The sequence below is a fragment of the Herbaspirillum sp. 1173 genome (genome assembly GCF_031455335.1).
Taxonomy (GTDB): Bacteria; Pseudomonadota; Gammaproteobacteria; order Burkholderiales; family Burkholderiaceae_D; genus Herbaspirillum; species Herbaspirillum huttiense.
Map to the genome: position 1 here is coordinate 303,432 of NZ_JAVDSP010000004.1, position 15,808 is coordinate 319,239.

The 15,808-nt window shown below is 62.7% G+C and carries 12 protein-coding genes; 5 read left to right on the forward strand and 7 right to left on the reverse strand.

The window, feature by feature from the left end:
• Positions 1-71 precede the first annotated feature (71 nt).
• Positions 72-1,211, reverse strand: coding sequence for an ABC transporter ATP-binding protein (locus tag J2X56_RS16080; protein ID WP_227022807.1), 1,140 nt, complete (start codon positions 1,209-1,211; stop codon positions 72-74).
• A gap of 83 nt (positions 1,212-1,294) precedes the next feature.
• Positions 1,295-2,575 (reverse strand): 4-aminobutyrate--2-oxoglutarate transaminase, encoded by a 1,281-nt coding sequence (locus tag J2X56_RS16085; RefSeq protein ID WP_121044271.1) that lies wholly within the window; start codon positions 2,573-2,575, stop codon positions 1,295-1,297.
• A 135-nt stretch (positions 2,576-2,710) separates the two neighbouring features.
• Here J2X56_RS16085 and J2X56_RS16090 point away from each other — a divergent pair, with 135 nt between their 5' ends.
• The 3 genes from J2X56_RS16090 to J2X56_RS16100 all read left to right on the forward strand — a co-directional run bounded on the left by J2X56_RS16090 (position 2,711) and on the right by J2X56_RS16100 (position 6,965).
• Complete coding sequence (locus J2X56_RS16090; RefSeq protein WP_039789037.1) at positions 2,711-4,282, forward strand: PLP-dependent aminotransferase family protein; 1,572 nt, start codon at positions 2,711-2,713, stop codon at positions 4,280-4,282.
• A gap of 153 nt (positions 4,283-4,435) precedes the next feature.
• The gene (locus tag J2X56_RS16095) at positions 4,436-5,443 is read left to right on the forward strand and encodes a zinc-binding alcohol dehydrogenase family protein (RefSeq protein ID WP_310160867.1); all 1,008 of its coding nucleotides are present in this window, start codon (positions 4,436-4,438) and stop codon (positions 5,441-5,443) included.
• Positions 5,444-5,642: 199 nt separating this feature from the next.
• The gene (locus J2X56_RS16100) at positions 5,643-6,965 is read left to right on the forward strand and encodes a hemolysin family protein (protein ID WP_039789033.1); all 1,323 of its coding nucleotides are present in this window, start codon (positions 5,643-5,645) and stop codon (positions 6,963-6,965) included.
• Positions 6,966-7,099: 134 nt separating this feature from the next.
• Here the strand turns inward: J2X56_RS16100 and J2X56_RS16105 are convergent, their stop codons facing one another.
• The 5 genes from J2X56_RS16105 to J2X56_RS16125 all read right to left on the reverse strand — a co-directional run bounded on the left by J2X56_RS16105 (position 7,100) and on the right by J2X56_RS16125 (position 12,324).
• The gene (locus J2X56_RS16105; RefSeq protein WP_134137182.1) at positions 7,100-7,471 is read right to left on the reverse strand and encodes a helix-turn-helix domain-containing protein; all 372 of its coding nucleotides are present in this window, start codon (positions 7,469-7,471) and stop codon (positions 7,100-7,102) included.
• A gap of 60 nt (positions 7,472-7,531) precedes the next feature.
• Entirely contained in the window at positions 7,532-7,810 is a 279-nt protein-coding gene (locus tag J2X56_RS16110) for a hypothetical protein (protein ID WP_121044260.1), read from the reverse strand.
• A gap of 98 nt (positions 7,811-7,908) precedes the next feature.
• A complete protein-coding gene (locus J2X56_RS16115; RefSeq protein ID WP_310160870.1) occupies positions 7,909-8,640 on the reverse strand; it encodes a M10 family metallopeptidase C-terminal domain-containing protein in 732 nt (243 codons plus the stop codon).
• Between the two features lie 616 nt (positions 8,641-9,256).
• Positions 9,257-11,017, reverse strand: coding sequence for a gamma-glutamyltransferase (ggt, locus tag J2X56_RS16120; RefSeq protein ID WP_209579574.1), 1,761 nt, complete (start codon positions 11,015-11,017; stop codon positions 9,257-9,259).
• 248 nt (positions 11,018-11,265) lie between these two features.
• A complete protein-coding gene (locus J2X56_RS16125) occupies positions 11,266-12,324 on the reverse strand; it encodes a LacI family DNA-binding transcriptional regulator (RefSeq protein WP_121044251.1) in 1,059 nt (352 codons plus the stop codon).
• Between the two features lie 448 nt (positions 12,325-12,772).
• Between J2X56_RS16125 and J2X56_RS16130 the strand changes: the two genes are divergently transcribed.
• Together J2X56_RS16130 and gntK are read left to right on the forward strand one after the other, a co-directional pair.
• Positions 12,773-14,125, forward strand: a complete 1,353-nt coding sequence (locus J2X56_RS16130; RefSeq protein ID WP_034334060.1) for a GntP family permease — start codon at positions 12,773-12,775, stop codon at positions 14,123-14,125.
• A gap of 60 nt (positions 14,126-14,185) precedes the next feature.
• A complete protein-coding gene (gntK, locus tag J2X56_RS16135; RefSeq protein ID WP_310160872.1) occupies positions 14,186-15,739 on the forward strand; it encodes a gluconokinase in 1,554 nt (517 codons plus the stop codon).
• Positions 15,740-15,808 lie beyond the last annotated feature (69 nt).

Consider the following 15,808-nt stretch of genomic DNA (forward strand, 5'->3'; position numbering starts at 1 on the left):
AACATCAGGTGCGACAAAAGAACAAAAACGGAATAACTCAAAAAACTAAGTAAACGGGGAGTGTGGAGAAATCAGAGGAAGCAGCGCAGACGATCCTGCGCCACATGCAGGACCACGCTGCTGCCCTCGCTCAGTCCCGCCAGTGCCGGGTCGGAGAGGGAGAGCTTGACGAAGCAGTCTTCCTGCCCCGTCACCGTGCATCGCACGCGCACGTGATCCCCAAAATAGATCAGCCCGGCGATGGTGGCGCGGATGCTGTTGGGTTCGGCACTGCCGCCTGCGGCCAGGCGGATGCGTTCCGGGCGTACGCAGGCGGTGATGCTTTGTCCGGCATGGGCGCGATGCACGTTCAGGCCGGTCACCACCGTGCCATCGGCCAGGCGCACCGTACAGTGTTCGCCCTGGACCGATTCCACGCTGCCCTTGAGACGGTTGTTGTCGCCGATGAAGTTGGCGACGAATTGATTGTCCGGATATTCGTAGAGCTCGGTGACCGGGGCCAGTTGCTGGATCACGCCCTGGTCGAAGACGGCCACGCGGTCCGACATGGTGAGCGCTTCGCTCTGGTCGTGGGTGACGTAGACGAAGGTCACTCCGAGGCGCTTGTGCAGGGCCTTGAGTTCGAGCTGCATGTGTTCGCGCAATTGCTTGTCGAGCGCGCCCAGCGGTTCATCCATCAGCACCAGTTGCGGATCGAACACCAGCGTGCGCGCCAGCGCCACGCGCTGCTGCTGGCCACCGGAGAGCTGGGTCGGATAACGGTCGCCGAATTTGCCCATCTGCACCATGTCCAGCGCCTGCTTGACCTTGGCTTCGCGGGTGGCGCGATCCATCTTGCGCACCGACAGCGGATAGGCCACGTTCTGCGCGATGGTCATGTGCGGGAACAGCGCATAGTTCTGGAACACCATGCCGATGTTGCGCTTGTGCGGCGGCACGCGATTGAGCAACTGGCCATCGAGGCGGATCTCGCCGCCGGTCGGAAATTCGAAACCGGCCAGCATCATCAGGCAGGTGGTCTTGCCGGAGCCGGACGGACCCAGCAGGGTCAAAAATTCACCGCGACGAATGTCGAGATCCAGATTCTTGACGATCAGGTTTTCGCCATCGTAGGTTTTCTTCACGCCGCAGAACTGCACCAGCACGTCATTGCCGCTGCCGGCGGCCGGCGCGTGTGCTTGCGCCGCTTGCTTCATTGCATAAGCTGCCATCATCGATCCTCTCTTGTACGCGGGGCCGCAGACTTGGTGCGGCCCGTCTTCCCTGTTCTGAAAGCTGCCTTGCAATGCAAGACTCAGGCCAGCTTGATCGCCTTGGCCAGGATGCCCAGCGCCTCATCCATGACGGTATCGGGAATCGTCAGAGGGAACAAGAAGCGGATCACGTTGCCGTAGCTCCCGCAGGTCAGCAGCAGCAAACCATTGTTCAACGCATGTTGCTGGACCTTCTTGGTGTAGTCCGCATCCGGCTTGCCGGTGACGGGATCGGCAAACTCCACCGCCACCATCGCGCCGACACCGCGCACTTCGGCGATCTGCGGCACGGCCGAACGCAATTCCTTCAGGTGCTCCTGCAGCTTGTCACCGAGGCGTTGGCCGCGGGCGACCAGCTTTTCTTCTTCCATCACATCCAGCACTGCCAGCGCCGAGGCGACGGCCAGCGGGTTGCCGGCATAGGTGCCGCCCAGGCCGCCAGGGGCGGGCGCATCCATGATCTCGGCGCGGCCGTTGACGGCCGACAGCGGCATGCCACCGGCCAGGCTTTTCGCCATGGTCATCATGTCGGGCAGGACGTCGTAATGTTCCATCGCAAATAATTTACCGGTACGGCCGTAACCGGACTGCACTTCGTCGGCGATCAGCAGGATGCCGTGCTCGTCGCAGATGGCGCGCAGGCCGCGCATGAAGTCGGCCGGGGCGGCATAGAAACCGCCTTCGCCCTGTACCGGTTCGAGGATGATGGCGGCCACGCGCTTGGCTTCGATGTCGCTCTTGAAGAGGCCGTGGACCGCGTCCAGTGCGTCTTCGGTGGTGATGCCGTGCAGGGCGCTGGGGTAGGGCGCATGGAACACGTCGCCGGGGAAGGGACCGAAGCCCAGCTTGTAAGGCGCGACCTTGCCGGTGAGCGCCATGCCCATCATGGTCCGGCCATGGAAGCCGCCAGCGAAGGCGATCACGCCGGGACGGCCGGTGTGGGCGCGGGCGATCTTGATGGCGTTTTCCACGGCTTCGGCGCCGGTGGAGAAGAAGGCGGTCTTCTTGGGATAGTTGCCTGGCGTCACCGCATTGATGCGCTCGGCCAGTTCGACATAGCTGGCGTAGGGCACGATCTGGTAGGCGGTGTGGGTGAACTTGTCGAGCTGGGCGCGCATGGCGTCGAGCAGCTTGGGATGGCGGTGGCCGGTGTTGAGGACCGCAATGCCGGCGGCGAAGTCGATGAAGCGACGGCCTTCCACATCCCACAGTTCGGCGTTCGACGCGCGCTCGGCGTAGAAGTCGCACATCACACCCACGCCGCGCGGGGTGGCGGCATTCTTTCGTTGTTGCAGCTCTTGGTTGGTGGCCTTGCTGGTCATGGCTTGCTCCGATCTTGCTTCGTTGAATGCGCCGCAGGGCGCGGAAATGTGCAGGAAATTGCTGAATCGGGAAACAATATAAAACCCCAGTGGCACTGTAATATAGAGCCAATTTCAATTATTTGATGGTGCCACTTGAAACTCGCCTCCTTGTCCGACTATCTGCTGCTGCGCATCAATCGCACCTCCGCCAAGGCCGCGCCGGGCAAGGGCAAGGCGGCGGCCAGCCGCGAAAGCGGCGCAGCGAAGACCACCAAAAACGTCAAGACCGGTAGCGAGCGCATGCCCGTCAACCGCCAGATCTACCAGTTGATCCGCGAAGCCATCCTGGCCCATACGCTACCGGCGGGCATGCAATTGCCGTCCTCGCGCGACCTGGCCCTGGAGCTGGGGACCTCGCGCAATACCGTGACCTATGCCTATGAACAATTGCTGGCCGAGGGTTATCTGGAAAGCCGTACCGGTGCCGGAACCTTCGTGGCCGATACGGCGCCGGACCAGATCCCCGAGGCGGTGGAGCGCAAGGAGCCGCTGACCGATCCTTCCGGCAAATCCGAACTGTCCGCGCGCGGTGCGCTGCTCACACGCCAGGCCGGCGTGGGCGAGCGGCAGTGGGGGGCCTTCATGCCGGGCGTACCGGACGTGACCTGCGTGCCGCACAAGATCTGGGGACGCCTGCAGAACAAGCACTGGCGTCGTTCCAGTTCGGACCTGCTGACCTACGGGCCAGGCGCCGGTTATGCCGGGCTGCGCGAGCAGATCGCCGAGTACCTGCGCGTGGCGCGTTCGGTCAACTGCACGCCCTCGCAGGTACTCATCACCACCGGCATCCACCAGTCCATCGACATCGTGGTCAAGCTGCTAGGCGAGCATGGCGATACTGCCTGGGTGGAAGACCCGTGCTACTGGGGTACACGCAGCGTGCTCAATTCGCTGGGCATCCAGTCGGTTCCGATTGCGGTGGACCAGGAAGGCATGCGCATGCGCCTGGCCAATTTGCGCCGGCCGCCGCGCTTCATCTGCACCACGCCCTCGCACCAGTATCCGCTGGGGATGGTGATGAGCCTGTCGCGGCGGCGCATGCTGCTGGAGTACGCGGCGACCCACAAGGTATGGATCATCGAGGATGACTACGACAGCGAATTCCGCTACGGTGGCCGTCCGCTGGCGTCGCTGCAGGGCATGGATACGCAGGACCGCGTGCTGTACATGGGCACCTTCAGCAAGATCATGTTTCCGGGATTGCGCATCGGCTTCCTGGTGGTGCCGGAGTCGCTGGCCAAGGCCTTTGCCACCGGCATTGCAGAGTTGTATCGCAACGGCCAGGTATTCCTGCAGGCCACGCTGGCCGACTTCATGGCCGAGGGACATTTTGCTTCGCACATCCGCAAGATGCGCGTGCTGTATGCCGAACGGCTGCAACTGCTGCAGCAGTCCATCAACCGCCACTTCGGCGAAAAGATGACCATTACCGGCGGCGAGGCCGGATTGCATCTTGTGCTGGGCCTGCCGCAGGAGTGCGACGACGTGCTCATCTGCGAAGAGGCGCTGGCCGCAGGCATTGTGGTGCGCCCGCTGTCGCGTTACTACATGCATGCACGCGGGGCGCGGCGGGGCTTGCTGCTGGGCTATGCGAGCGTGCCCAATGAGGAGATCGCGCGCGCCTTCGACAAGCTGGCGGCGGTGATCAAGCCGCATCTGGTGTAAGCGGTCACCTGTGCGGAGGCGGGGGCGGGTGCGGGATAGGGGTGGATTTTCGCCTGTATGAAGAAACTCTTTCGCGGGCCCGGGAGTGGTTGATCGGGTGGCGCTGTCCTAAGATGTCACCCATCTGTTGCTCATTATCGTGAAGGATTCAGCATGAAAGCCATAGTCACCAACCCGCAAGCCAAAGCCATCCATGACGCCGCCTCGCTGGCCGACACCACCTTGCCCGATCCCGTCGCTGGCGAGCATGACCTGCTGGTCGAGGTCAAGGCCATCTCGGTCAATCCGGTCGACACCAAGATCCGCGCCAGCGCTGGCGAAGCCCGCGTGCTGGGCTGGGATGTCAGCGGCGTGGTGCGTGCGGTCGGCCCGGCGGTCAGCCTGTTTGCGCCGGGCGACGAGGTGTTCTATGCCGGTTCCATCGTCCGCCCCGGTGCCAACAGCGAACTGCACGTGGTCGACGAGCGCATTGTCGGCCGCAAGCCCGCCAGCCTGGACCATGCAGATGCCGCCGCCATCCCGCTGACGGCCATCACCGCCTGGGAACTGCTGTTTGACCGCGTTGGCGTCGCCGAAGGCGCGGGGCAGGGCAAGCGTCTGCTCATCATCGGCGCAGCCGGCGGCGTGGGCTCGATCCTGACCCAGCTGGCACGCAAGCTCACGCAGCTGACCGTCATCGGCACCGCCTCGCGCCCGGAAACCGCGCAATGGGTGAGCGAGCTGGGCGCGCATCACGTGATCGACCACAGCCAGCCCTTCAAGCCGCAACTGGAGCAGCTGGGTTTCCCTGAGGTCGATATCGTCATCAGCCTGACCCATACCGACCAGCACTATGCGCAGATCATCGAGGCGCTGGCACCGCAGGCCCAGCTGGCGCTGATCGACGATCCGGCCACGCTGGATGCGGTGCCGCTCAAGCGCAAGAGCATTTCGCTGCATTGGGAATTGATGTTCACCCGCTCCATGTTCCAGACCGCCGACATGATCCGTCAGCACGAACTGCTGCAACGGGTTTCACAACTGCTGGATGAGGGCGTGCTGCGCACCACGACCGGCGAGCATTACGGGCGCATCAGCGCGGAGAATCTGCGGCGTGCGCATGCCCTGCTGGAGTCGGGCAAGGCCAAGGGGAAGATCGTGCTGGAAGGGTTTGCGGACTGAAGCGCGCGGGCTGTGGAGCGGCAGGTTGGCCGCTCCGCCTGCCTGCCTTCCTTCGCAGGCCACGCCATGGTCATGCAGATCACGCATAGATTACTTTTTTGACAACGAATCGGGTTCCATGCCACATGCATGGTAAATTACGGAGTCCGGACCGGCTCATGGCGTCCGGGCCCTCAGACAACCCCGATAGGAACCCTAGTTGGAAAACATATTACTGATCGTCGCGGCCTTCTTCCTGGTTGCGTTGAACGGTTTTTTCGTTGCAGCAGAATTCAGTCTGGTCAAGTTGCGTCAAACGCGCATCCGGGCCATCGCAAAAACACAAGGCATGCGCGGCCGCATTCTGGCCGTGGTCCACAATCAGCTGGATGCCTATCTCTCCGCCTGCCAATTGGGGATCACCCTGGCCTCGCTGGGCCTGGGCTGGATCGGTGAACCCGCCTTCGCACGCTTGCTGGAACCGCTCTTTTCGCTGGTCGGCGTGACCAATCAGGAGCTGATTCACGGCATCTCGTTCGTGTTTGCCTTCTTCGTCATTTCCTTCCTGCACATCGTGGCCGGCGAACTGGCACCCAAGTCGATGGCCATCCGCAGCCCGGAGAAACTGGGCTTGTGGTGTGCCGTGCCGCTGTACGGTTTCTACTGGGGCATGTATCCGCTGATCTGGGTGCTCAATGCCAGCTCCAACTGGCTGCTGCGCGTGGCCGGACTGGGTGCGGGCCACGGTCACGATGCCCATTATTCCTCGGACGAACTCAAGCTGATCCTGCGCGCCGGCAGCAAGAGCGGCAAGAGTGGCAAGTTCACGCGTGACGAGTGGAACGTGCTGGCGCAGAGCCTGAACTTTGCCGAACTGGACGTGGCCGACATCATGCGTCCGGCCAGCGAGATCGTGTCCCTGGGCGATGACAAGAGCCTGGAAGAGAACCTGGACATCATCTATCGCAACCGCTATTCGCGTTATCCCTACTTCGATGCCGAGCGCCAGCAGGTGCTGGGCCTGGTGCACCTGAAGGATGTGTTCCTGGCGCAGCAGGATGGGCGCGCCATCGGCAACCTGAAGGAATATCTGCGTCCGGTGCAGTTCATCTCGCCGGCCTTGCCGGCACTGGACCTGCTGCGCCGCTTCCGTACCGGCATGCCGCACTTTGCCATCATCGGCAAGAAGGGCCAGCCGCCGCAGGGTTTCATCACGCTGGACAACATGCTGAGTTTCCTGGTGGGCGAGATCCGCGACGAATTCCGCCACAACACCGGCGAGTGGAGCCGTCAGGATGACGGTACCTTGCTGGGCAAGGGCAGCCTGCCCATCGTGACGCTGGAGCACATGCTGGGCATCGACATCGAGTATGACGACAGCATCGACTCGGTCGGCGGCCTGGTGATGGAGAAGTTGGGCGACCTGCCCAAGGAAGGCCAGAAGATCGAGTTCGCGGCCTTTGATGTGGTCATCAAGCGTATGTCCGGACCGAAGATCGTGCTGGTGAAGGTGTATCCGAAGGGTGGGGACGTGCGCGAATAAGGAGAGCCAGCGCCTCTTTGCTTGCGCCTGTGGCAGGGTGATCGGGTGAGGCAGCCGGGTGCCGTGCGATCCGGTGGTTGAGCGTTCTTCAGCAACACCGTAAAGGCAGGCGATGGCGAGCGGTCATCGACTGCCTATTTTTTTGAGGCGGACCTGGCATCGTGTTTCTCCGTGCCCTCCACCAGAAAGCTCGCCGTATAAACAAGGAAGGCTTTGCCATTGGCATCGGCGCGCTGGTAGTCCTCCACCAGCGCGCCGATTTCGCGTTTGAGCAGGCTGGTGGTCGTGGCTGCGCTTTGGCCGCTGAGCAGCCAGGTGATATCGATGCCGAACTGTTCGCGCATGAGGCGCAGCAGCTTGCTACCGGGAATGCAGCGGCCGCGTTCGATCTGGCAGATGTGATTGGGCGCAGTGTTCAGGGCGCGGGCGAAGACGTTCTGGTTGATGCCCATCTTCAGGCGGATGGTGCGCAGGCGTTGGCCGATGGCGAGTTTGTGGTTATCCATGGTATGCGTGATGTGGGTGATATGCGCGTTGTTGGCATAGGGGTTGAGGGTGGCGATGCATCAATGCCGTGGCGATCTCTTGAGGGCATCGGCGTGACTGAACCAGTCCGGGGACAGGGTCAGGGCGCTGCTCCAGTAGTCGGCATCGGTCAGCTGGGGCAGCAGAATGAGGGTGTCGTCGAATGTCACCGGCAGCCTGGACGGGCCGGTGTCCGGACGTTCCGGCATGCTCAGCCAGGCGCGATCTTCGCGCTGCGCATGGAGGCGTTCCACCAGCATGGGGAGGTCTTCGTTGCCGGGCCGCCAGAGGTTGCGGCCGTCGCCTATTTTTCTGGACATACATCGGGTCTCCTTCCTTTCTGTCTTGCGATGATGGGGGGCAGCAGGGCCCGGCCCATGGATCATGGGCCGGGTTGCTGCGGGCAGTGTGAGGCGTGTTACAGACCGAAGAGGCTCTTGGTGTTGGTGTCGTAATTGAAGGCCACCGTGGGCAGGTAGAGGATGTACTTGTCCGTTCCTGCGCCAGCGCCGTCCAGATCGATCACCAGCTTGGTGCCGCTGCCGAATGCGCTCTGCTCGGCACGCGGGGCGAATTGTTGCCAGTTGGCGCTGGTGATGTTCTGGTAGTTCATCTTGTGTCCACCGTCGCGCAGGAACACCTTGACCTTGTCCATCTCTAGCTGGAAATCGCTGATGGTGGCCTCCAGGTTCGTGGCGGCGGTGCCAAACTTGCCTACGGTCACGGTATCCCGACCACTGCCCGTCTCAATGACGGTCGCTTGCCGATCCTTGGTGGTGCCGACCAGGATTTCATCATCACCCGGTCCGCCCTTGGCGTTTTCCAGCTTTTGCGCCACCCAGTAGTAGCCCAGCGTAAGATTTTGTACGGAGGTGGTCTGGCCCTTGCTTTCACTGGTGACGCCCTGGTCCAGACCGGCCTTGAGCACGGCCAGTTCGGTCAGTGCGGTGACGTTGACGTTCTGGTTGACGCCGCTGGCCATGACCAGTGCACGCAGCGGTGTGGGGCCCAGGTCGGTCAGCTGCAGGCTGCCTTCATCGATGTAGTTGTCGGCTCCGCCGGGAGTGTTGTCTCGCACCACCAGCATCATCGGGCCCTTGTAGAGCGGATGCTTGAGCGTCAGCGTGTACTTGCCGTCGACCACGGCCACGGTATCGCTGATGGCATTGCCGGCTGCGTCAAGACACCTTTCGGTGCGCGGTACGGGTGAACGTGAGCGAATGAAAAATCGTGCTCAGTGACAAACGCCTGCCATAGTGATGGCGTCGTTTTGTCCTGATAAGGGGATCAAGGGAATAAAACCGAAATACAAAAATTTAACGAAATACGGCTCTTCAGATTTCGAAGAATGTCTCGAAAATTTTCTTGAGTTTGATCGAATAAATTCAGAAAGCCTGCAGAGAGATGAATGTAACTGCCCGGAAAGCCGCGTCGGATGGGCCCTGGTGGAATCGAGTGGAGATTTTTTTGGGGTAAGTAAAGTGCGGCAATGAAAACTGATCGGAGTTCGAACAATTTTATTGTGCCGGAGTGAAAATAAGTTTTGATACCGGGTAGGCCGGTTCAGAGCGCTGCTTCAGGAAATGAACGTTTCTTGAAAAATGGCAGCCATCGTGCGGGAAGTGAAACGCGCTCCCTGATAAAAAATGGCTCCCGAATCATCGGGAGCCATGGTGCGGATCGGCAGCGGCCGGTCCGGTTTCGTGCCGGATAAAACGCGTGACGGGCAATCACATCAGCGCATCACTGCGTCAATCACCGATGCCTCAGAATCCCAGCGTACGTCCATCCGGATTGCGCGGATCCGAGAAGCCGTCAAAGCCATCCGGACGGATCTGGATGGTCTGGGTACGGCCCATGGAAGGCTGCACGCTGATCTTCTGGCCCTTGTCCTGCAGGATCTTGAGCGTATCGGCGGACAAGCCCTTTTCCACGCGCAGCTGGTCCGGTGCCCACTGGTGGTGGATACGCGGCGTGATAGTGGCTTCGGCCACGTTCATGTCGTGGTCGATCACGTTGAGGATGGTCTGCAGGGTGGTAGTGATGATGCGGCTGCCCCCCGGGCTGCCGGTGACCAGGAAGGGCTTGCCATCCTTGAGCACGAAGGTCGGCGACATCGACGACAGCGGACGCTTGTAGGGACCGACCGCGTTGGCGTCGCCACCGATGAGCCCGAATGCATTGGGCACGCCCGGCTTGGCGGCGAAGTCATCCATCTCGTTGTTCAAGGTGATGCCGGTACCGGTGGCGACGATGCCGCTGCCGAAGTTCAGGTTCAGCGTGTAGGTGGTCGCCACCAGGTTGCCGTCCTTGTCGGCCACCGAGTAGTGGGTGGTCTGGTCGCTTTCATACGGCTGCGGCTGGCCCGGCTTGATCTCGGTGGAGGGCGTGGCGCGGTCCGGATTGATCTTCTTGGCCAGCTCGTCGGCATAGGCGCGCGAAGTCAGGCCCTTGACCGGGACCTTGGTGAAATCCGGATCGCCCAGGTATTCGGAGCGGTCGGCATAGGCCAGCTTCATGGTTTCGGCCATCAGGTGGATGGTCTGCGCGCTGTCGGCACCGTATTGCTTCAGGGGATAGCGTTCCAAGATGTTCATCATCTGGATGATGTGGACACCGCCCGAGCTCGGCGGCGGCATCGACATGACCTGGTAGCCGCGATAGTTGCCGGAGACCGGCACGCGTTCGACGACCTTGTAGTTCTTCAGGTCCTCGGCGGTGATGAGGCCGCCGTGCTTGTCCATCTCGGCCACGATCTTCTTGGCGATGGCACCGTCATAGAAAGCCTTCGGACCTTCCTTGGCGATCAGGCGCAGCGACTTGGCCAGGTCCTTCTGGACCAGCATTTCCCCTTCCTTGAGCGGACGGCCTTCCTTGAAGAAGATCGCCTTGGAGGAATCCCACTGGCCCAGGTGTTCGCGCTCGGCCGAGAGGATCAGCGCCAGGCTGCGGCTGACCGGGTAACCCTTTTCGGCCAGTTCGATGGCCGGCTGGATCACCTGCGACAGCTTCATGGTGCCGTACTTGGAGAGCGCATGCGACAGGCCCGCGACGGTGCCGGGCACGCCCACGGCCAGGTGGGTGTAGAGCGAACGGCCGGGCACCACGTTGCCCTTGTCGTCCAGGTACATGTTGCGGGTGGCGCGCTGCGGGGCCATCTCGCGGAAGTCCAGCGCCACGTTCTTGCCGGTCTTGGCGTCGTGGATCATCATGAAACCGCCACCGCCGATGTTGCCCGCATTGGGCAGCACCACGGCCAGGGCAAAGCCCACGGCCACGCCGGCGTCGACGGCATTGCCGCCCTTCTTGAGGATATCCACGCCGACCTTGGTGGCCAGCTCCTGCTCGGTGGCCACCATGCCGTGCTGGCTGTGGACCGGGCTGATGATGTCATAGGTCAGGTCGTACTTGACGACCGGGGCCGATGGCGCTGGCGTCTGGGCCGAGGCCGGCAGGAAGGCCAGCGCGCCGCACAGCGGCAGCAGCGCCATGGCGGCGGGTTTGCAAAGACCGGTGAATGTCTGCATGAGGGTTGCTCCTGGTGATCTGGACTTGGTTATCTGCATATTATTTATAGAAATGCCGTCCGCGCTGCTGCATCCCTGCATCAGCGACCTGCTGTGCTGCTGCATTCTTGCAGAGGAGAACGACACCGGGAGATTGTAGAGAATGGCCATTTTCTGTCCAGAGCCGGGAGCCGCCGATGGATGGATTATTGGCGCCGATTCGTCCACGGATGTGGGGGATGCAGGTGAGCGCGTGAAGACGCTTGGGCTCAGGTACTCTCGCGCAGCGCCAACTCGAAGCCCAGGTCCAGCCGGCCCTTGGGAATGTCTTCGCCCTTGAGCTGGCGCACCAGCATCTCGGCCGACTTGTAGCCGATGTCGTAGCGCGGCGTGACTACGGTGGTGATGGAGGGGGTGGCGCAAGCCGCCCAGGACAGATCGTTGAAACCGGCAATGGCCATCTCGCGCGGCACGCTGATGCCCTGGCGCTGGCATTCGAACAGCGCGCCCAAGGCCAGGTCATCATTGCAGCAGAACACGGAATCGCATTCCGGATGCTGTTCCAGCACCCGCCGCAGCAGTTGCGCGCCCATGTCGACGGTGGTCGGCTCGGGCAGCAAGACTTCGATCTCGGGCTTGATGCCCGCTTCCAGCAAGCCTTTGCGGAAGCCCTCACGGCGCTTCATCATGCGCGGGTCGAGCTGGGCCGCCAGGAAAGCCGGGCGCCGGTAGCCGCGTTCGACCAGATGCCGGGCCACCGCATGCCCGGCACGTGTCTGCGAGAAGCCCACCGAGAAATCATGCTGGCTGCGCCCCAGGTCGAACATGCGCACCGCCGGGATATCCCGGCTGCCGGGACGGGCCTGCAGGATGTCGTGCTGCTCGCTGCTGGAGAGGAGGAAACCGGCCGGCGCATGGGCCAGGTAGGTGGCGATGAGCTGCTCTTCCTTGGCGCGCACGTAACCGGTCTCGCCGATCAGGAACTGGTAGCCGGCACCGGCCAGGTAGTCACGAATACCGGAAAGCGTCTCGATGAAGACCGCATTGGTCAGCGACGGCACCAGCACAGCGATCACCTGCGAGCGCGCCGAGGCCAGCGTCGAGGCCGCCTGGTTGGGCACATAGCCCAGGCGATCGATGGCTTCCAGGATGCGCTGGCGCGACTGTTCCTGCACCAGGCCGGGATTTTTCAGCGCACGGGACACCGTCATCGGGCTCACCCCGGCCTCGGCCGCCACGTCGATGATGGTGACGCGCCCGGTGGCACGGCTACCACGCACGGCGGGTGGGGACTTGGGCTTGGACTTCGGTGCTGCGCGCTGGGTCATGGATGCGGAGGAGGGCGGTCATTCAGGGTGGCGACATGATACCTGCTTGCGGGGCCCTCTTGGCATGCGGGAAGTCCTTTCGGGTATTTCCGCAAAACAATTTATATCGCACCGGCGCCCGCTCAACTCCCGCTTCTGACGCACCGCAACACAACAAGTGTTTGACCCGCGCAAAATGTTAGCGTTATCATCGCGCCCCATGTTAACGCTAACATCTGAACCTCCGGGCACACGGCGGCGGAGCTGGCGGCGGCATACCACACTCAGGAACGGAACTCAGTGCAGCCCTCGTGGGTTCCTCAATAAAACACTACGCAGATAGTGCAGATGCCCGTGCCTTCTCCAGGAGAGGCCGCAGGAGACGCTCGCCCTGGCGCCATGCGCGGGGCCGCGCCGCTGCGCTGAACCAGGGATCGTGCGCCATCGGCTATCGGCAATCGGAGATCCCATGCTGGGCATGAGCCACGACGCCACCTTGCTGTTCAATGCAGTCATTGCGATCCTCGCGCTGATCCTGATGATCACGCGCCTGCGCATCCATCCCTTCATCGCCCTGACCATCACATCGGGCTTCCTCGGCTTGATCTCCGGCATGCCGCTGCCCAAGATCGTCAAGTCCTTCCAGGACGGCTTCGGCGGCGTGCTCGGTTTCGTCGGCATCGTGCTCGGACTGGGCACCATGCTGGGCAAGCTGATGGCCGAGTCCGGCGGCGCTGACCAGATTTCGCAGACGCTGGTGCGCGCCTTCGGCCGCGAGCGCGTGCACTGGGCCATGATGATGGGGGCCTTCCTGGTCGGCATTCCCCTGTTCTTCGAGATCGGCTTCGTGCTGCTGATCCCGCTGGTGTTCATCGTGGCGCGCCGTTCCGGCGTGCCGCTGTTCAAGATCGGCATGCCCATGCTGGCCAGCCTGTCGGTGATGCACGGCCTGGTGCCGCCGCATCCGGGCCCGCTGCTGGCCATCGGCATCTTCGGTGCCGACATCGGCAAGACCATCTTCTATGGTCTGCTGGTGGGCCTGCCGACCGTCATCATCGCCGGCCCCCTGTTCGGTGCCTTCATTTCGCGCTACGTCGACATCAAGCCCTCCGAGGAACTGATGGCGCAACTGGCACGCGAGCCGCAGACCACCAACCTGCCCGGCTTCACCACCACGCTGGTGACGGTGCTGCTGCCGGTGTTCCTGATGCTGCTCAAGACCTTCGTCGACGTCACGCTGCCGGAAGGCCACGCCGTGCGCGACCTGATGGACTTCATCGGCAACCCCATCGTGGCCCTGCTGGCGGCACTGCTGCTGGCGATCTGGACCTTCGGCATCGCCCGTGGCTTCACCCGCCAGCAAGTGCTGAAATTCGTGGACCAGAGCCTGGCCCCCACTGCCGCCATCGTGCTCATCATCGGTGCCGGCGGCGGCTTCAAGCAGATGCTGGTGAACTCCGGCGTGGGCACTGCCATCGGCCAGCTGGCCGTGCATGCGCAGATCTCGCCGCTGCTCTTGGCCTGGTTCGTGGCCGGTGTGATCCGCGTGGCCACCGGTTCGGCTACCGTTGCGACCATCACGGGTGCCGGCATCGTCGCGCCGCTGGTGGCGCTGATCCCCGGGACCAACAAGGAATTGCTGGTGCTGGCCACCGGTGCCGGTTCGCTGATCCTGTCGCACGTCAACGATGCAGGCTTCTGGCTGGTCAAGGAATACTTCAACATGAGCGTCGGTGAAACCTTCAAGACCTGGACGGTCATGGAAACGCTGATCTCGGTTGTTGCTATCATCTTCATCATGTTGCTCAACCTGGTCGTCTAAGACTGATCGCAACGCCCGGCTGGTCCGGGCGTCTTGCTTTGTTTGTTAAGGAAACTGCATATGTCCTCTTCCGCACCCTACATGCTCGGCGTCGATATCGGCACCACCAGCACCAAGACCGTGGTCTTCACGCTCGATGGCAAGGTGGTCGCCCAGCATGCAGAGGAATACCCGGTCCTCTGTACCGAACCGGGCATGGCGGAACAGGACCCGGAGCAGATCGTGGCGGCCGCGCTGGCTTCCATCGCCGGTGCCGTCAAGGCCGCCAAGGCTGCGCCGCAGGAGATCGCGCTGCTGTCCTTCAGTGCCGCCATGCACAGCGTCATCGCGCTGGATGCCGACAATCGCCTGCTCTCCAACAGCATCACCTGGGGCGATATCCGCGCCTCGGTCTGGGCCGAACGCATCAAGCACGAGCACGACGGCAATGCCATCTATCGCCGTACCGGCACCCCCATCCACCCCATGTCGCCGCTGTGCAAGCTGATGTGGATGCGGCATGAAAAGCCGGAGGTCTTCCATCAGGCCGCGCGCTTCGTCGGCATCAAGGAATACCTGCTGTACCAGCTCTTCGGCCAGTGGGTGGTGGATCACTCCATCGCCTCGGCCACCGGCATGTTCAATCTGCGCGAGCTGGCCTGGGACCAGGGCGCACTGGAATTGCTGGGCGTACGTCCCGACCAATTGCCTACCCCGGTCCTGACCACGCACCGCCTGCCGGCCCTGTCGCCGGAGATGGCGCAGCGCCTGGGGCTGTCGGTGGAGACGCCCTTCATCATCGGTGCCAATGACGGCGTGCTGTCCAACCTTGGCGTGAACGCCATCGAGATCGGCCACGTGGCGGTGACCATCGGTACCTCCGGTGCCATGCGGACCGTGATCGATGAGCCGCTGACGGATCCGCATGGCCGCCTGTTCTGCTATGCACTGACCGAAAAACACTGGGTGGTCGGCGGCCCCGTCAACAATGGCGGCAACATCTTCCGCTGGGTGCGCGATGAGCTGGCCACCGCCGAAGCGGCGGCGGCGCGGGAAGAGGGCGTCGATCCCTACGAGGCCCTGACCCGTATCGCCGAGAAGGTGCGTCCCGGTGCCGAGGGTTTGCTGTTCCATCCCTTCATGGCCGGCGAGCGCGCCCCGCTGTGGAATGCCGACCTGCGCGGCTCCTTCTTCGGCCTGGCCCTGCATCACGGCAAGCACCACATGATCCGCGCCGCGCTGGAAGGGGTGATCTTCAATCTCTACAGCATCCTCCCGGCGCTGGAAGAACTGGTCGGCCCCACCAAGCGCATGATGGCCACCGGCGGCTTCGCTCGCTCGGCCCTGTGGCGACAGATGATGGCCGACATCTTCAACCGTGAAGTGGTGGTGCCGGAGAGCGTGGAGTCATCCTGCCTGGGCGCGGCCGTGCTGGGCGCCTGGGCGCTGGGCCTGCTGCCGTCGCTGTCGGTGATCTCGGGCATGGTCGGCTCCACCAATCATCACGCCCCCGAGGCCGAGGCGGTCGCCGTCTATGGCCGCCTGCAACCCATCTTTGCCGCCATTCCGGCCAAACTGGAGGCGGAGTATCACGCCATCGCCGCCTTCCAGCGCGCGACCGGAAAGCAGCACTGAGTCCTGTTTTGCGCCATCACGGGCAGGGCAGGGTTTGACAACGAAATTTCCGACAAGAAGAAAGAGACC